Origin of the sequence: Algibacter miyuki, assembly GCF_030409805.1 — a bacterium.
GTDB classification, from domain to species: Bacteria; Bacteroidota; Bacteroidia; order Flavobacteriales; family Flavobacteriaceae; genus Algibacter; species Algibacter miyuki.
In genome coordinates, this window is the sequence record NZ_JAUFQP010000008.1 from 1 (window position 1) to 18,130 (window position 18,130).

An 18,130-nucleotide genomic window follows, 5' to 3' on the forward strand; every position below is an offset into this window, starting at 1 on the left:
GTTTCGGCCTGTTCAATCGCGCAAATTTTCACGTTTTCGGCTTTTAGTTTTTCAACTAAACCCATCGTGTTTCAATATATTCCCACGCCACAGTATCGGTACTTCCTAAAGCTGTTTTATGAATATCCTTGTGTGGTGGCGTTGCCGTAATGCCACAGAGGTAGATTTTTTCAACTAAAAACGCATCACTCGTTCTAAACACCGATCCAATATTATTTAAACTTCTAATGTTGTCAAGCACAATAATTACAGGTGTTTTCGCTGCTTCCTTAAAGTCGTCAACACTCAATCGGTCCAGTTCACTATTTTTTAATTTACGCATGATACTTGATGAATTATATTTTATTCCGCGAAAGCGAAACATTTTTATTTAATTAAATTTGGTTTTTTATGGCGTTCCCCAAGGGTCGGGCTTTCTGTAGTCGCTTTTTGTGTTGCATAGGTGCAACAACACAAAAAGAGCTCCAACAATGCTCCAATCCCTAACGCGCCACGGTTATGTGCTTACTCAAGCCTGAAAATTGTTTTATAAATCACAACTAAAATCGGTGGTTGTCCATAAACTTAAAATTGTGAACAATTAGCGATAACTTCTAGGCGTTCCACTTCAAAAAAAATAGAATAATAGTTACTTTAGCAAACTTACTAAAACAGATATCCATTGGCAACAAAAAGTAAAAAAGTAACTCCGTTAATGAAACAATATAATGCTATCAAGGCGAAATACCCCGATGCATTGTTATTATTTAGAGTAGGCGATTTTTACGAAACCTTTGGTTCGGATGCTGTTAAAACGGCCGGTATTTTAGGGATTATTTTAACCAAACGTGGAGCCGGTAGCGAAAGCGAAATAGAACTTGCCGGTTTTCCGCATCATTCTTTAAACACCTATTTGCCTAAGTTGGTAAAAGCAGGCGAACGCGTGGCTATTTGCGACCAACTCGAAGATCCAAAACAAACCAAAAATATTGTAAAACGTGGCGTTACTGAATTGGTAACACCGGGCGTAGCTTTAAACGATGAGGTTTTAGTGTCTAAATCGAACAATTTTTTATGTTCTGTTTATTTCGATAAAAAAAATATAGGAATTTCGTTTTTAGATATTTCAACCGGGGAATTTTTAACTTCTCAAGGTAATGCGGAGTATATCGATAAGTTACTGCAAAATTTTAGCCCCAGTGAGGTTTTAGTCTCTAAACAAAAACGCGCTAAGTTTAATGAAACTTTTGGCGACGATTTTCACACGTTTTATTTAGAAGATTGGGTATATCAAACCGATTATGCTTACGAGACTCTAGTAAAACATTTTGATACTAAAACACTTAAAGGTTCGGTGTTGAAGATTTACAAGAAGGCGTGATTGCTTCCGGATCTATTCTTCATTATTTAGGCGAAACACAGCATCATAAACTGCAACACATCACATCAATTTCTCGTATTGCAGAAGATGATTATGTGTGGATGGATCGTTTCACTATTCGAAACTTAGAACTTTATAATTCTACAAATAATAATGCCGTAACGCTTTTAAATGTTATTGATAAAACCATTTCACCCATGGGTGGCAGGTTGCTAAAACGTTGGTTGGCATTACCGTTAAAGAGTGTAGCCAAAATAAAACTACGTCATGAGGTAGTTCATTTTTTAACGTCCGAAGATGCTACGCTTTTAAGTATTCAAAACCATATTAAAGGCATTGGTGATTTAGAGCGATTAATTTCTAAGGTGGCTACTACTAAAGTGAATCCGCGCGAGGTTATTCAACTTAAAAATTCATTAGAAGCTATAGTTCCTATAAAAACTTTAGCGTCCGATTGCGATAACGATTCCTTAAAAATTATTGGAGATACGTTACAAAGTTGTAATGTGTTGCGTGCTAAAATTAAAGAAACTTTAAATGAAGAAGCGCCTGTAAATGTTTTAAAAGGAAATAGTATTGCTGAAGGATTCTCTAAAGAATTAGATGAATTACGAGCACTTTCAACCTCAGGGAAAGATTATTTAAATGGCATGCTCGAACGCGAAAGCGAACGCACAGGGATTACTTCGCTTAAGATAGCTTCGAATAACGTATTTGGGTATTATATAGAAGTTCGAAACACGCATAAAGATAAGGTGCCCGAAGAGTGGATTAGAAAACAAACTTTGGTAAATGCAGAACGTTATATTACCGAAGAATTAAAAGAATACGAAGCCAAAATTTTAGGTGCCGAAGATAAAATACAAGCCATTGAGCAAAAATTATTTGCTGAATTGGTAAGTTGGATGAACCAATATATCAAGGCCGTGCAACAAAATGCTTATTTAATTGGGCAAATAGATTGTTTGTGTGGGTTTGCTCAACTGGCAAAAGATAATAATTACGTGTACCCAGTTATTGATGAGTCGCACGATTTAGAAATTAAAGAAGGACGTCACCCTGTAATTGAAAAACAATTGCCTATTGGCGAAGATTATATTGCCAACGATGTGTTTTTAGATAGAACCACACAACAACTTATCATGATTACTGGGCCTAATATGTCTGGTAAATCGGCTATTTTACGTCAAACCGCACTTATTGTGCTATTGGCTCAAATGGGAAGTTTTGTGCCTGCAAAAGAGGCTCGGATTGGTTTGGTTGATAAAATATTTACGAGAGTAGGTGCCAGTGATAATATTTCGATGGGCGAATCGACGTTTATGGTAGAAATGAACGAGACGGCGTCTATTCTAAATAACATCTCAGAACGCAGTTTGGTTCTTTTAGATGAAATTGGACGTGGTACGAGTACTTATGATGGTATTTCGATTGCTTGGGCTATTAGCGAGTACTTGCATGAGCACCCGGCGAAACCGAAAACCTTATTCGCGACGCATTATCATGAACTGAATGAAATGACGGAAACTTTTGGACGTATTAAAAATTTCAACGTTTCAGTAAAAGAATTAAAAGATAATGTGCTTTTCTTGAGAAAGCTAGTTGAAGGGGGAAGTGCGCATAGTTTCGGAATTCATGTGGCAAAAATGGCGGGCATGCCACAACAAGTTTTACGTCGTGCCAACAAAATTTTAGAGAAGTTAGAAAAGTCGCATTCGAGTGAAGAACTCACAAATAAAGTAAAATCGATGCAAGACGACATGCAGCTCAGTTTTTTTAATTTAGACGACCCTTTACTGGAAAATATTAAAGAAGAAATTTTAGACATTGATATTGATACACTTACACCGGTAGAAGCGCTTATGAAATTGAATGAAATCAAGCGTATGTTGCTAAAGAAAAAACAAGGTTAAAAGTTTTTTTAAATTTTTTTCAAAAAGGCTTTGGTAATCCAATAAAAGTCTTAAATTTGCAACCGCAATAGCAATATTGCTCGTTCATTAAAAGACTGCGAAAGTAGCTCAGGGGTAGAGCATCACCTTGCCAAGGTGGGGGTCGCGGGTTCAAATCCCGTCTTTCGCTCTGAGAATTTTTGCCTTAAAATATTCCAATGCTGAAGTGGTGGAATTGGTAGACACGTTGGACTTAAAATCCAATGTCCATTAGGACGTACGGGTTCAAGTCCCGTCTTCAGTACTATAACCGTTGTTAATCGATTGATTTTCAGCGGTTTTTTATTTTTAATACTTAATTCTTGCCAACCATTTGCCAACCATTTTTAAAAACACTCATTTACACGTGTTTTGATTTTTACCTATACGCGCGAACAGATAGTAACGAAGTTTTTTTGACTTTTGTTTATGTGCGCGAACAGATAACCACGAAGTTTAAAATAATTCATTAGATTGATAAACATAAAACTAAAATTAAAACCTCATCAAGTTGCATAATGATGAGGTTTTAATATTCTGCTTACGGTTATTAATGTATAAACACTTTTTATTTTCTACTTATACACTGGGACTGGTTCAAAAGCGGCTTCTATAAATTTCCATGTACCGGCACCGTCGGGTTTTACACTCATTATGTAACCATGTCTTACGGTTGTATCTCCTTCAATGGTAAATTCTACTTTACAATAAAAGTTAGGAACATCAACACCGTTAATGTTGGTAAATCCTTTTAATTGCGTCATTAATTCATTACTTACAACATGCTCTCCCTCGATGTAGTAAGGTTCAAATAATCTGTTTCCTAAATCTGAATTAATAATATTATCATTTTCAGTAATGGCGGCCTTTCCGATTAATTGCGTTGTCATTGCACTATTTGCCGTCGAACTTCCAAAAGATAAATACTCGTTTTGATAGTGTTTTAACGGTGTGGCTAGTAGTGATTTTCTACGTCTTAAATTATTTGCTGGCGACAATCTTAAATTTTTCGCTGTTTCAGGGCTGAAAATTCCCGTTGGTGCCGCGGCAAAATCATCATTCCATAAACGCTCAGTTAAAACACCGGAAACATCTTTACAGTCTTTTATAAAAATATCAGTATCTCTGTCAGTATCTAAGGTCGGGTAATCTTCCCTTTGGTACCGTCTTTGTTTTTCTTCGTCGTAAACGCCTGCAATGTATTTCGAGATTGACGAATAAGGGTTTTTTATTGCTGTTATGTTTGAAACCCAATTCGCCTTTCCGTTAGGCTCGTCCAATCCCATAATACCTTCAACTTCACCGCCTTTCTCATAACCTAATTCAACACTAGAAAAAACAAAGTCCTCTGCAGTATGTTTTTTTACGTTGGCCAATGGTATAGGCAATACAATTACAATGTTAGGATTGAAAAAATATTCAAAATCCTCGGCAATAATTAGGTCCTGGTTGTTTATACTTTGAAACCCGACATGAACATTTAATACAGATTGCAATGTTTGCGTATAATCTTTAAAAGATGTTGTGAACTTTTTATACAGTTCATCGGCTAACCCGAAATTACGCAACCAATGGCCACTGTATGCGCTTAAATAAGCAAATTCACCATCTTGTGAGTATCCTAATTCGGTACGTCCTAATATGGACGCTTTAAACCTATTTGATTTTCCGTGATTAACTGTGATAGTCTCTCACCTAAATCATGCAATGTTATTGCTTTTGTTGATGTCGTTGCAAACGTGCTACTTTCTGTTAGTATCATTTCAACGTTAATGTCTCTACAATTGATTTCTAAACGGCTTCGTGTTCCGCTACCACCTTTTAACAATTGGCTGAATTGTAATGATGCTGATTCACCTGATTTTAAATTAAGAACCTCATTAACATTGAAAGTCTGTGCGATTTCGTCATAAGTGGAAATATTATCAGCGTACCAAATCACTATTTCTCTATCGTAATCATAATCAGTACCGTTTTATAAATGGCAACTCTTAGCCAGAATCTTGAAAAATCGGTGTTCTCGTTTCTTATAACATCGGGGGTAAATGAGATAGACAAGTCCATGTTTAAAACGCTCCTCAATTTTGAGTTTGCAAAAAACATCATTTCATTTGTTCCATCAGAAAACCTGTCACCTATTTTGGTATTAGGATATGGGTTTTGTGCATTTTCGTGCGATTTAGATTTTATAAGCAATGGTACGCATACGGACGAACCACGTTCGTTTCCTTTATCATCTGTATAATTATACATATATGCCGTATCATCATTATTGCTAACCTCGTATGTTGATGTTAAAAATATTTCTCTATCATCAATAGTTAGGTCTTTTGTTGCTAATTCAGGAATAGTGATTTGATCAATTGTTGTTGTGCTTTCAATTTCTAATTTTTCACTTTCACGTGCTTTAAAAAGTTTGTCAAAACCGCCTGAATTAATTTTAACAGAAAGTTCGTTGTTTTCTAGGTTGTAAATCGTCTCAAGTGTACTGGTGTATAGTTCAACCCATTCATCAGTATTTGGGTTTTGACCCTCTTTTTTAATTGAAACTACTTCGTTAATGCCGTAATTTTCCAATACATCAACTATATAATCTAAGCCGTCATTAGTAAATTTTAAACTTGCTGAATAATTTGTAACTATCCCGATGTTTTCAATTGTTCTTACAAATTCCTCATCCGCTGTCTCGTAACCAATAGGATCTGTAATTATGAGGTCAGGCTTATGTGTCGACGATAAAGTATGACGTATATTTTCGTAGTATGCTGCGTTAGTTAGTACCATTTTTTCTGTTTTTAATTTAATTACTAATGTGTTTTTGTTTTAGGTGTTTTGGGGTAGTATTTAACTCACTATATGAATGGTTAATTATTACCCTTTTAGGTGTTTTTAATTTTCGGTTAATTATTACCCCTTTTTTTATTAAATCCTTTCTTAATTGCTCATGTAAATTTTCGGAATGTTTTATTATTATTTGTTTTAATTTCTTTTTAGGCTTGTCTCTTTTGTTAGGTTTTAAAGTATCTAGCCAGTATGTAATATCTGAATAGTTGTTTAACTCCTTTTTAATTGATTTTATCAACTTACTTTTGTTAATAGTCTTATCGTAATAAACGACCCTTTCAAACCTTTTTAAAAGAAAATGTAAGGCCTTATTTAGTGTTGTTTTATTTATATCTTCAAAAGTTTTAATACCTGTTTCCGTATTGAAATCAATAGACTTTTTATGCGCGATTTCAATTCTTAATGTATGTTTGCTTATTCCGTATTGTTCGGATTTATTGTAAATTTTTATCCTGTAATTATTGTGTAATACTTCAGCGTACCGCCTTTTAAACTTAAACTCAAACGGCAAACCTCGATTGAACAGCAAGCCAGTAATAAATAATTGGGGGCAAAAGTCAGGCGTAGTGTTGATCCCGAATTCTATGTTTTGAAATATCATTTTATTTGGTTTACAATCAAACAATAGACATAAATGCTTATTTATTTCTAAAATATTATCCAGTGTAAATATATTCCCGTTATAACCCTTGTAGTTTCTAACCGTTTTGTAATTCGGTGCCTTGATCTCGTTTAGAGAATTATGTAATTTATGAATACTTCCAGTAAATAAAATTAACCCACTATCGTAAATTGTAATTTTACAATAGTGGTACATGGCTATTTTTTTTGCAGCCAATAACCCCGTTTTTTCTGAAACCTCCGTTTTAAACTCGAGATACGGCAAACTTTCAAGGCGTTTCCTATCTATGTTTAAAAGCTTTATTTTTATGTAATCAATCAAAAGGAAATAGTTATATTTGCGTGTATGTAATGCGTTGCCAGTGTTACTGCATTTGAACAAAAAAAAGAGAGCCTTTGAACAGCTCTCTTTTTTTGTTTTGTTCTTGCTGTAATGTTTCTAGTTTATTATAAAAACTTCCTTAAATCGGTTGTGTAGTAGTTTTGGTAAAACTCAATTGTTAGGGTGCTGTAATCTTCGGAAAATCTAAAAACAACTAGGTTTCTTTTTCTTTGAGTGTCTCCCTTGTAAACGTTTTTTTTAGAGGTTTTAAATAAACCTGTAATGTATTTAGTCCACTTGTTTCCCTCTCGTATCTTTAACCAAAAAACAGGCATAGATTGAGCGCAATTTTGATTAACACTAATATTGATGAGGTTGGAAAATACAGGGTTTGCGCTACATTTTTGAAGTTCGTAATGTTTCACGCTTTTATATTTGCCCTCGTTTATTTCCTTGTAAACGTGAGTGACTGGTTGAGGTGTTTGCGTTGCCATCGTATTACTATTTAAGTTCAACGAAAGCATTTTCAATATCGGTACGTAAATAATATACACGTCCCCCGATTTGCTTTGCCTTTAATATTCCTTTTTTAGTCCAGTTGTGAACACTCGAGAGGTTTATTTTAAGCATTTCGGCAACCTCAACACGTGTTAAATACTGTTTAGGCTCTTTGGGTTGAAAGTGTTTTTGAGGTCTTCTAATTGAGTTTTTACACCCTTAATAATGGCCGTTTGAAGTTGTTCAGGGGTTACTTGAATAAATTGTACTTGTGGCATTTTGCTAAATATTTTAGATTAATATTCGGCTAAATTGCAACGCTTTAGAAGTGTTTAAATACTACTAACTTTTAACTAACTAAAGATTTTATTTTGCTTTATTGTCAATGTAATTATTAAATGACCCTTTTAAGGTGTCTAAAAATATAGTTTTGCTTCCTGTTCTATAAGTAAACTTTGTGATTGCCTGATCTATGTGTTTTAATTCAGTACCAAAAACCTCTTGAACTCTTTTGAATATATCTTCCTGTTTACCCTTTAAATTTCCGTTTTCAATTAGAGCCTTTGTTAATTCTATGAGTTCGGTTTTATTTCCGTGCCATTGTATTGATCCTGTTTTTTGCTCATTGATATTTAACTTTTCATTTAAAAACGTCAAAATAGATTCAAAGGCAAAATTAACCTGTTTCCGCTTAACTTCATTAATTTCCTTTTGAGGTGTTTTAATCATGTCCAGTACTTCAGTCATGATATTGCATCCTAAAAATTCTGTTTTAATAAAAAAGTTTCCGTCTTTTAGTTCAATATATTCCGTATTCTCAAAACATGCTTTGTAAAAAGATATATTTTCTTTTACAAACCTTTGTAAACTAGCATCTTCGTAAACTGTTTTAAAGTTTTCAAAATCTGAATTAAAACTATTTTTAAATTCGTTTGCTGAAAAGTATAATTTTAGGTAATCCATTTGAACAGTGTTTTTTGCGTTGCCTTGATAAATATACAAAACCCTCTTAACACGTTTAAAAGGGTTTGTTTTATTGTTGTTTATGAGGCTTGTTTTTCTTCAATAATGGCCTGTCTTAAGCGGCTTAATTGTTCCTTTACTTCTAATTTTTCTTCATATCCTCTTTGCACCCCTTTAAGTTCGTTCTCTACTTTGTTAATTATGAGAAAATCACAATCCCAGTGTCTAAGGCGCACTCTTTGAAATATTCAAACCTATCCGTTAAAATCATATACGAATCCTTAGTACATTCATTTGGTAAATCTGACATCCATTCCAGGCACTTCAATCCATGCTCAAAACTATTAATAGCCTGAAGCAATAACAACTGATTCCCTTTTTGCAAGTTTGCTGCGTTTTCTTCTTTTTTAATTCAATTGCGGTTTGTTCTTTCATAATATATAAAGTTTAATTGTTTACTGCGTTTTTAATAACAGTTAGGTTTGTTTTTTTGTGTTGCTTTTGTGCTTGTAATGTATAGAAATACATTACAAGCACAAAAGCAACACAAAAAAACAAACCTAACTGTTATTAAAAACGCAGTAAACAATTAAACTTTATATATTATGAAAGAACAAACCGCAATTGAATTAAAAAAAGAAGAAAACGCAGCAAACTTGCAAAAAGGGAATCAGTTGTTATTGCTTCAGGCTATTAATAGTTTTGAGCATGGATTGAAGTGCCTGGAATGGATGTCAGATTTACCAAATGAATGTACTAAGGATTCGTATATGATTTTAACGGATAGGTTTGAATATTTCAAAGAGTGCGCCTTAGACACTGGGGATTGTGATTTTCTCATAATTAACAAAGTAGAGAACGAACTTAAAGGGGTGCAAAGAGGATATGAAGAAAAATTAGAAGTAAAGGAACAATTAAGCCGCTTAAGACAGGCCATTATTGAAGAAAAACAAGCCTCATAAACAACAATAAAACAAACCCTTTTAAACGTGTTAAGAGGGTTTTGTATATTTATCAAGGCAACGCAAAAAACACTGTTCAAATGGATTACCTAAAATTATACTTTTCAGCAAACGAATTTAAAAATAGTTTTAATTCAGATTTTGAAAACTTTAAAACAGTTTACGAAGATGCTAGTTTACAAAGGTTTGTAAAAGAAAATATATCTTTTTACAAAGCATGTTTTGAGAATACGGAATATATTGAACTAAAAGACGGAAACTTTTTTATTAAAACAGAATTTTTAGGATGCAATATCATGACTGAAGTACTGGACATGATTAAAACACCTCAAAAGGAAATTAATGAAGTTAAGCGGAAACAGGTTAATTTTGCCTTTGAATCTATTTTGACGTTTTTAAATGAAAAGTTAAATATCAATGAGCAAAAAACAGGATCAATACAATGGCACGGAAATAAAACCGAACTCATAGAATTAACAAAGGCTCTAATTGAAAACGGAAATTTAAAGGGTAAACAGGAAGATATATTCAAAAGAGTTCAAGAGGTTTTTGGTACTGAATTAAAACACATAGATCAGGCAATCACAAAGTTTACTTATAGAACAGGAAGCAAAACTATATTTTTAGACACCTTAAAAGGGTCATTTAATAATTACATTGACAATAAAGCAAAATAAAATCTTTAGTTAGTTAAAAGTTAGTAGTATTTAAACACTTCTAAAGCGTTGCAATTTAGCCGAATATTAATCTAAAATATTTAGCAAAATGCCACAAGTACAATTTATTCAAGTAACCCCTGAACAACTTCAAACGGCCATTATTAAGGGTGTAAAAACTCAATTAGAAGACCTCAAAAAACACTTTCAACCCAAAGAGCCTAAACAGTATTTAACACGTGTTGAGGTTGCCGAAATGCTTAAAATAAACCTCTCGAGTGTTCACAACTGGACTAAAAAAGGAATATTAAAGGCAAAGCAAATCGGGGGACGTGTATATTATTTACGTACCGATATTGAAAATGCTTTCGTTGAACTTAAATAGTAATACGATGGCAACGCAAACACCTCAACCAGTCACTCACGTTTACAAGGAAATAAACGAGGGCAAATATAAAAGCGTGAAACATTACGAACTTCAAAAATGTAGCGCAAACCCTGTATTTTCCAACCTCATCAATATTAGTGTTAATCAAAATTGCGCTCAATCTATGCCTGTTTTTTGGTTAAAGATACGAGAGGGAAACAAGTGGACTAAATACATTACAGGTTTATTTAAAACCTCTAAAAAAAACGTTTACAAGGGAGACACTCAAAGAAAAAGAAACCTAGTTGTTTTTAGATTTTCCGAAGATTACAGCACCCTAACAATTGAGTTTTACCAAAACTACTACACAACCGATTTAAGGAAGTTTTTATAATAAACTAGAAACATTACAGCAAGAACAAAACAAAAAAAGAGAGCTGTTCAAAGGCTCTCTTTTTTTTGTTCAAATGCAGTAACACTGGCAACGCATTACATACACGCAAATATAACTATTTCCTTTTGATTGATTACATAAAAATAAAGCTTTTAAACATAGATAGGAAACGCCTTGAAAGTTTGCCGTATCTCGAGTTTAAAACGGAGGTTTCAGAAAAAACGGGGTTATTGGCTGCAAAAAAAATAGCCATGTACCACTATTGTAAAATTACAATTTACGATAGTGGGTTAATTTTATTTACTGGAAGTATTCATAAATTACATAATTCTCTAAACGAGATCAAGGCACCGAATTACAAAACGGTTAGAAACTACAAGGGTTATAACGGGAATATATTTACACTGGATAATATTTTAGAAATAAATAAGCATTTATGTCTATTGTTTGATTGTAAACCAAATAAAATGATATTTCAAAACATAGAATTCGGGATCAACACTACGCCTGACTTTTGCCCCCAATTATTTATTACTGGCTTGCTGTTCAATCGAGGTTTGCCGTTTGAGTTTAAGTTTAAAAGGCGGTACGCTGAAGTATTACACAATAATTACAGGATAAAAATTTACAATAAATCCGAACAATACGGAATAAGCAAACATACATTAAGAATTGAAATCGCGCATAAAAAGTCTATTGATTTCAATACGGAAACAGGTATTAAAACTTTTGAAGATATAAATAAAACAACACTAAATAAGGCCTTACATTTTCTTTTAAAAAGGTTTGAAAGGGTCGTTTATTACGATAAGACTATTAACAAAAGTAAGTTGATAAAATCAATTAAAAAGGAGTTAAACAACTATTCAGATATTACATACTGGCTAGATACTTTAAAACCTAACAAAAGAGACAAGCCTAAAAAGAAATTAAAACAAATAATAATAAAACATTCCGAAAATTTACATGAGCAATTAAGAAAGGATTTAATAAAAAAAGGGGTAATAATTAACCGAAAATTAAAAACACCTAAAAGGGTAATAATTAACCATTCATATAGTGAGTTAAATACTACCCCAAAACACCTAAAACAAAAACACATTAGTAATTAAATTAAAAACAGAAAAAAATGGTACTAACTAACGCAGCATACTACGAAAATATACGTCATACTTTATCGTCGACACATAAGCCTGACCTCATAATTACAGATCCTATTGGTTACGAGACAGCGGATGAGGAATTTGTAAGAACAATTGAAAACATCGGGATAGTTACAAATTATTCAGCAAGTTTAAAATTTACTAATGACGGCTTAGATTATATAGTTGATGTATTGGAAAATTACGGCATTAACGAAGTAGTTTCAATTAAAAAAGAGGGTCAAAACCCAAATACTGATGAATGGGTTGAACTATACACCAGTACACTTGAGACGATTTACAACCTAGAAAACAACGAACTTTCTGTTAAAATTAATTCAGGCGGTTTTGACAAACTTTTTAAAGCACGTGAAAGTGAAAAATTAGAAATTGAAAGCACAACAACAATTGATCAAATCACTATTCCTGAATTAGCAACAAAAGACCTAACTATTGATGATAGAGAAATATTTTTAACATCAACATACGAGGTTAGCAATAATGATGATACGGCATATATGTATAATTATACAGATGATAAAGGAAACGAACGTGGTTCGTCCGTATGCGTACCATTGCTTATAAAATCTAAATCGCACGAAAATGCACAAAACCCATATCCTAATACCAAAATAGGTGACAGGTTTTCTGATGGAACAAATGAAATGATGTTTTTTGCAAACTCAAAATTGAGGAGCGTTTTAAACATGGACTTGTCTATCTCATTTACCCCCGATGTTATAAGAAACGAGAACACCGATTTTTCAAGATTCTGGCTAAGAGTTGCCATTTATAAAAACGGTACTGATTATGATTACGATAGAGAAATAGTGATTTGGTACGCTGATAATATTTCCACTTATGACGAAATCGCACAGACTTTCAATGTTAATGAGGTTCTTAATTTAAAATCAGGTGAATCAGCATCATTACAATTCAGCCAATTGTTAAAAGGTGGTAGCGGAACACGAAGCCGTTTAGAAATCAATTGTAGAGACATTAACGTTGAAATGATACTAACAGAAAGTAGCACGTTTGCAACGACATCAACAAAAGCAATAACATTGCATGATTTAGGTGAGAGACTATCACAGTTAATCACGGGAAAATCAAATAGGTTTAAAGCGTCCATATTAGGACGTACCGAATTAGGATACTCACAAGATGGTGAATTTGCTTATTTAAGCGCATACAGTGGCCATTGGTTGCGTAATTTCGGGTTAGCCGATGAACTGTATAAAAAGTTCACAACATCTTTTAAAGATTATACGCAAACATTGCAATCTGTATTAAATGTTCATGTCGGGTTTCAAAGTATAAACAACCAGGACCTAATTATTGCCGAGGATTTTGAATATTTTTTCAATCCTAACATTGTAATTGTATTGCCTATACCATTGGCCAACGTAAAAAAACATACTGCAGAGGACTTTGTTTTTTCTAGTGTTGAATTAGGTTATGAGAAAGGCGGTGAAGTTGAAGGTATTATGGGATTGGACGAGCCTAACGGAAAGGCGAATTGGGTTTCAAACATAACAGCAATAAAAAACCCTTATTCGTCAATCTCGAAATACATTGCAGGCGTTTACGACGAAGAAAAACAAAGACGGTACCAAAGGGAAGATTACCCGACCTTAGATACTGACAGAGATACTGATATTTTTATAAAAGACTGTAAAGATGTTTCCGGTGTTTTAACTGAGCGTTTATGGAATGATGATTTTGCCGCGGCACCAACGGGAATTTTCAGCCCTGAAACAGCGAAAAATTTAAGATTGTCGCCAGCAAATAATTTAAGACGTAGAAAATCACTACTAGCCACACCGTTAAAACACTATCAAAACGAGTATTTATCTTTTGGAAGTTCGACGGCAAATAGTGCAATGACAACGCAATTAATCGGAAAGGCCGCCATTACTGAAAATGATAATATTATTAATTCAGATTTAGGAAACAGATTATTTGAACCTTACTACATCGAGGGAGAGCATGTTGTAAGTAATGAATTAATGACGCAATTAAAAGGATTTACCAACATTAACGGTGTTGATGTTCCTAACTTTTATTGTAAAGTAGAATTTACCATTGAAGGAGATACAACCGTAAGACATGGTTACATAATGAGTGTAAAACCCGACGGTGCCGGTACATGGAAATTTATAGAAGCCGCTTTTGAACCAGTCCCAGTGTATAAGTAGAAAATAAAAAGTGTTTATACATTAATAACCGTAAGCAGAATATTAAAACCTCATCATTATGCAACTTGATGAGGTTTTAATTTTAGTTTTATGTTTATCAATCTAATGAATTATTTTAAACTTCGTGGTTATCTGTTCGCGCACATAAACAAAAGTCAAAAAAAACTTCGTTACTATCTGTTCGCGCGTATAGGTAAAAATCAAAACACGTGTAAATGAGTGTTTTTAAAAATGGTTGGCAAATGGTTGGCAAGAATTAAGTATTAAAAATAAAAAACCGCTGAAAATCAATCGATTAACAACGGTTATAGTACTGAAGACGGGACTTGAACCCGTACGTCCTAATGGACATTGGATTTTAAGTCCAACGTGTCTACCAATTCCACCACTTCAGCATTGGAATATTTTAAGGCAAAAATTCTCAGAGCGAAAGACGGGATTTGAACCCGCGACCCCCACCTTGGCAAGGTGATGCTCTACCCCTGAGCTACTTTCGCAGTCTTTTAATGAACGAGCAATATTGCTATTGCGGTTGCAAATTTAAGACTTTTATTGGATTACCAAAGCCTTTTTGAAAAAAAATTTAAAAAAACTTTTAACCTTGTTTTTTCTTTAGCAACATACGCTTGATTTCATTCAATTTCATAAGCGCTTCTACCGGTGTAAGTGTATCAATATCAATGTCTAAAATTTCTTCTTTAATATTTTCCAGTAAAGGGTCGTCTAAATTAAAAAAACTGAGCTGCATGTCGTCTTGCATCGATTTTACTTTATTTGTGAGTTCTTCACTCGAATGCGACTTTTCTAACTTCTCTAAAATTTTGTTGGCACGACGTAAAACTTGTTGTGGCATGCCCGCCATTTTTGCCACATGAATTCCGAAACTATGCGCACTTCCCCCTTCAACTAGCTTTCTCAAGAAAAGCACATTATCTTTTAATTCTTTTACTGAAACGTTGAAATTTTTAATACGTCCAAAAGTTTCCGTCATTTCATTCAGTTCATGATAATGCGTCGCGAATAAGGTTTTCGGTTTCGCCGGGTGCTCATGCAAGTACTCGCTAATAGCCCAAGCAATCGAAATACCATCATAAGTACTCGTACCACGTCCAATTTCATCTAAAAGAACCAAACTGCGTTCTGAGATGTTATTTAGAATAGACGCCGTCTCGTTCATTTCTACCATAAACGTCGATTCGCCCATCGAAATATTATCACTGGCACCTACTCTCGTAAATATTTTATCAACCAAACCAATCCGAGCCTCTTTTGCAGGCACAAAACTTCCCATTTGAGCCAATAGCACAATAAGTGCGGTTTGACGTAAAATAGCCGATTTACCAGACATATTAGGCCCAGTAATCATGATAAGTTGTTGTGTGGTTCTATCTAAAAACACATCGTTGGCAATATAATCTTCGCCAATAGGCAATTGTTTTTCAATTACAGGGTGACGTCCTTCTTTAATTTCTAAATCGTGCGACTCATCAATAACTGGGTACACGTAATTATTATCTTTTGCCAGTTGAGCAAACCCACACAAACAATCTATTTGCCCAATTAAATAAGCATTTTGTTGCACGGCCTTGATATATTGGTTCATCCAACTTACCAATTCAGCAAATAATTTTTGCTCAATGGCTTGTATTTTATCTTCGGCACCTAAAATTTTGGCTTCGTATTCTTTTAATTCTTCGGTAATATAACGTTCTGCATTTACCAAAGTTTGTTTTCTAATCCACTCTTCGGGCACCTTATCTTTATGCGTGTTTCGAACTTCTATATAATACCCAAATACGTTATTCGAAGCTATCTTAAGCGAAGTAATCCCTGTGCGTTCGCTTTCGCGTTCGAGCATGCCATTTAAATAATCTTTCCCTGAGGTTGAAAGTGCTCGTAATTCATCTAATTCTTTAGAGAATCCTTCAGCAATACTATTTCCTTTTAAAACATTTACAGGCGCTTCTTCATTTAAAGTTTCTTTAATTTTAGCACGCAACACATTACAACTTTGTAACGTATCTCCAATAATTTTTAAGGAATCGTTATCGCAATCGGACGCTAAAGTTTTTATAGGAACTATAGCTTCTAATGAATTTTTAAGTTGAATAACCTCGCGCGGATTCACTTTAGTAGTAGCCACCTTAGAAATTAATCGCTCTAAATCACCAATGCCTTTAATATGGTTTTGAATACTTAAAAGCGTAGCATCTTCGGACGTTAAAAAATGAACTACCTCATGACGTAGTTTTATTTTGGCTACACTCTTTAACGGTAATGCCAACCAACGTTTTAGCAACCTGCCACCCATGGGTGAAATGGTTTTATCAATAACATTTAAAAGCGTTACGGCATTATTATTTGTAGAATTATAAAGTTCTAAGTTTCGAATAGTGAAACGATCCATCCACACATAATCATCTTCTGCAATACGAGAAATTGATGTGATGTGTTGCAGTTTATGATGCTGTGTTTCGCCTAAATAATGAAGAATAGATCCGGAAGCAATCACGCCTTCTTGTAAATCTTCAACACCGAAACCTTTAAGTGTTTTAGTATCAAAATGTTTTACTAGAGTCTCGTAAGCATAATCGGTTTGATATACCCAATCTTCTAAATAAAACGTGTGAAAATCGTCGCCAAAAGTTTCATTAAACTTAGCGCGTTTTTGTTTAGAGACTAAAACCTCACTGGGGCTAAAATTTTGCAGTAACTTATCGATATACTCCGCATTACCTTGAGAAGTTAAAAATTCCCCGGTTGAAATATCTAAAAACGAAATTCCTATATTTTTTTTATCGAAATAAACAGAACATAAAAAATTGTTCGATTTAGACACTAAAACCTCATCGTTTAAAGCTACGCCCGGTGTTACCAATTCAGTAACGCCACGTTTTACAATATTTTTGGTTTGTTTTGGATCTTCGAGTTGGTCGCAAATAGCCACGCGTTCGCCTGCTTTTACCAACTTAGGCAAATAGGTGTTTAAAGAATGATGCGGAAAACCGGCAAGTTCTATTTCGCTTTCGCTACCGGCTCCACGTTTGGTTAAAATAATCCCTAAAATACCGGCCGTTTTAACAGCATCCGAACCAAAGGTTTCGTAAAAATCGCCTACTCTAAATAATAACAATGCATCGGGGTATTTCGCCTTGATAGCATTATATTGTTTCATTAACGGAGTTACTTTTTTACTTTTTGTTGCCAATGGATATCTGTTTTAGTAAGTTTGCTAAAGTAACTATTATTCTATTTTTTTTGAAGTGGAACGCCTAGAAGTTATCGCTAATTGTTCACAATTTTAAGTTTATGGACAACCACCGATTTTAGTTGTGATTTATAAAACAATTTTCAGGCTTGAGTAAGCACATAACCGTGGCGCGTTAGGGATTGGAGCATTGTTGGAGCTCTTTTTGTGTTGTTGCACCTATGCAACACAAAAAAGCGACTACAGAAAGCCCGACCCTTGGGGAACGCCATAAAAAACCAAATTTAATTAAATAAAAATGTTTCGCTTTCGCGGAATAAAAAATATAATTCATCAAGTATCATGCGTAAATTAAAAAATAGTGAACTGGACCGATTGAGTGTTGACGACTTTAAGGAAGCAGCGAAAACACCTGTAATTATTGTGCTTGACAACATTAGAAGTTTAAATAATATTGGATCGGTGTTTAGAACGAGTGATGCGTTTTTAGTTGAAAAAATCTACCTCTGTGGCATTACGGCAACGCCACCACACAAGGATATTCATAAAACAGCTTTAGGAAGTACCGATACTGTGGCGTGGGAATATATGAAAACACGATGGGTTTAGTTGAAAAACTAAAAGCCGAAAACGTGAAAATTTGCGCGATTGAACAGGCCGAAAA

The 18,130-nt window shown here is 34.0% G+C and carries 15 protein-coding genes, 4 tRNA genes and 3 pseudogenes; 10 read left to right on the plus strand and 12 right to left on the minus strand.

Annotation, left to right across the window (positions count from 1 at the left end):
• A pseudogene (locus tag QWY92_RS07790) lies at positions 1-322 on the minus strand (TrmH family RNA methyltransferase); the annotation flags it as partial.
• Positions 323-661: 339 nt separating this feature from the next.
• Here QWY92_RS07790 and mutS (QWY92_RS07795) point away from each other — a divergent pair.
• From mutS (QWY92_RS07795) to QWY92_RS07805, 3 genes and pseudogenes are all read left to right on the plus strand, one after another.
• Positions 662-3,273: pseudogene (gene mutS, locus QWY92_RS07795) on the plus strand (DNA mismatch repair protein MutS).
• 97 nt (positions 3,274-3,370) lie between these two features.
• Positions 3,371-3,442, plus strand: a tRNA-Gly gene (locus QWY92_RS07800).
• A 30-nt stretch (positions 3,443-3,472) separates the two neighbouring features.
• Positions 3,473-3,556, plus strand: a tRNA-Leu gene (locus tag QWY92_RS07805).
• 310 nt (positions 3,557-3,866) lie between these two features.
• Here QWY92_RS07805 and QWY92_RS07810 read toward each other — a convergent pair.
• The 8 genes from QWY92_RS07810 to QWY92_RS07845 all read right to left on the minus strand — a co-directional run bounded on the left by QWY92_RS07810 (position 3,867) and on the right by QWY92_RS07845 (position 8,775).
• The gene (locus tag QWY92_RS07810) at positions 3,867-4,859 is read right to left on the minus strand and encodes a hypothetical protein (RefSeq protein WP_290270043.1); all 993 of its coding nucleotides are present in this window, start codon (positions 4,857-4,859) and stop codon (positions 3,867-3,869) included.
• A 373-nt stretch (positions 4,860-5,232) separates the two neighbouring features.
• Positions 5,233-6,075 carry a hypothetical protein gene (locus tag QWY92_RS07815; RefSeq protein WP_290270045.1) on the minus strand — a complete coding sequence of 281 codons (843 nt, stop codon included), beginning with the start codon at positions 6,073-6,075 and terminating at the stop codon, positions 5,233-5,235.
• Positions 6,076-6,091: 16 nt separating this feature from the next.
• Positions 6,092-7,078 (minus strand): hypothetical protein, encoded by a 987-nt coding sequence (locus QWY92_RS07820; RefSeq protein ID WP_290268525.1) that lies wholly within the window; start codon positions 7,076-7,078, stop codon positions 6,092-6,094.
• A gap of 125 nt (positions 7,079-7,203) precedes the next feature.
• The gene (locus QWY92_RS07825) at positions 7,204-7,572 is read right to left on the minus strand and encodes a hypothetical protein (RefSeq protein ID WP_290268524.1); all 369 of its coding nucleotides are present in this window, start codon (positions 7,570-7,572) and stop codon (positions 7,204-7,206) included.
• A 7-nt stretch (positions 7,573-7,579) separates the two neighbouring features.
• On the minus strand, positions 7,580-7,708 hold the full coding sequence (locus QWY92_RS07830) for a helix-turn-helix domain-containing protein (RefSeq protein ID WP_290270047.1): 129 nt from the start codon (positions 7,706-7,708) through the stop codon (positions 7,580-7,582).
• A gap of 20 nt (positions 7,709-7,728) precedes the next feature.
• Positions 7,729-7,854, minus strand: a complete 126-nt coding sequence (locus tag QWY92_RS07835; RefSeq protein WP_290270049.1) for a hypothetical protein — start codon at positions 7,852-7,854, stop codon at positions 7,729-7,731.
• Between the two features lie 88 nt (positions 7,855-7,942).
• Entirely contained in the window at positions 7,943-8,539 is a 597-nt protein-coding gene (locus tag QWY92_RS07840) for an RteC domain-containing protein (RefSeq protein ID WP_290268522.1), read from the minus strand.
• An 80-nt stretch (positions 8,540-8,619) separates the two neighbouring features.
• On the minus strand, positions 8,620-8,775 hold the full coding sequence (locus QWY92_RS07845) for a hypothetical protein (RefSeq protein WP_290270051.1): 156 nt from the start codon (positions 8,773-8,775) through the stop codon (positions 8,620-8,622).
• Between the two features lie 369 nt (positions 8,776-9,144).
• Between QWY92_RS07845 and QWY92_RS07850 the strand changes: the two genes are divergently transcribed.
• The 6 genes from QWY92_RS07850 to QWY92_RS07875 all read left to right on the plus strand — a co-directional run bounded on the left by QWY92_RS07850 (position 9,145) and on the right by QWY92_RS07875 (position 14,258).
• Positions 9,145-9,501 carry a hypothetical protein gene (locus QWY92_RS07850; protein ID WP_290268521.1) on the plus strand — a complete coding sequence of 119 codons (357 nt, stop codon included), beginning with the start codon at positions 9,145-9,147 and terminating at the stop codon, positions 9,499-9,501.
• An 80-nt stretch (positions 9,502-9,581) separates the two neighbouring features.
• On the plus strand, positions 9,582-10,178 hold the full coding sequence (locus tag QWY92_RS07855) for an RteC domain-containing protein (protein ID WP_290268522.1): 597 nt from the start codon (positions 9,582-9,584) through the stop codon (positions 10,176-10,178).
• Between the two features lie 88 nt (positions 10,179-10,266).
• Positions 10,267-10,542: a helix-turn-helix domain-containing protein gene (locus tag QWY92_RS07860; protein WP_290268523.1), complete on the plus strand. Its 276-nt coding sequence runs from the start codon at positions 10,267-10,269 to the stop codon at positions 10,540-10,542.
• Positions 10,543-10,549: 7 nt separating this feature from the next.
• Positions 10,550-10,918 carry a hypothetical protein gene (locus QWY92_RS07865; RefSeq protein WP_290268524.1) on the plus strand — a complete coding sequence of 123 codons (369 nt, stop codon included), beginning with the start codon at positions 10,550-10,552 and terminating at the stop codon, positions 10,916-10,918.
• 125 nt (positions 10,919-11,043) lie between these two features.
• Positions 11,044-12,030 carry a hypothetical protein gene (locus QWY92_RS07870; RefSeq protein WP_290268525.1) on the plus strand — a complete coding sequence of 329 codons (987 nt, stop codon included), beginning with the start codon at positions 11,044-11,046 and terminating at the stop codon, positions 12,028-12,030.
• Positions 12,031-12,047: 17 nt separating this feature from the next.
• Positions 12,048-14,258 (plus strand): hypothetical protein, encoded by a 2,211-nt coding sequence (locus QWY92_RS07875; protein WP_290268526.1) that lies wholly within the window; start codon positions 12,048-12,050, stop codon positions 14,256-14,258.
• A 311-nt stretch (positions 14,259-14,569) separates the two neighbouring features.
• Here the strand turns inward: QWY92_RS07875 and QWY92_RS07880 are convergent.
• From QWY92_RS07880 to mutS (QWY92_RS07890), 3 genes are all read right to left on the minus strand, one after another.
• A tRNA-Leu gene (locus QWY92_RS07880) sits at positions 14,570-14,653 on the minus strand.
• A gap of 30 nt (positions 14,654-14,683) precedes the next feature.
• Positions 14,684-14,755 (minus strand) — tRNA-Gly (locus QWY92_RS07885).
• Positions 14,756-14,853: 98 nt separating this feature from the next.
• A complete protein-coding gene (gene mutS, locus QWY92_RS07890) occupies positions 14,854-17,466 on the minus strand; it encodes a DNA mismatch repair protein MutS (protein ID WP_290268527.1) in 2,613 nt (870 codons plus the stop codon).
• 342 nt (positions 17,467-17,808) lie between these two features.
• Here mutS (QWY92_RS07890) and QWY92_RS07895 point away from each other — a divergent pair.
• Positions 17,809-18,130 (plus strand): annotated as a pseudogene (locus tag QWY92_RS07895) (TrmH family RNA methyltransferase); the annotation flags it as partial.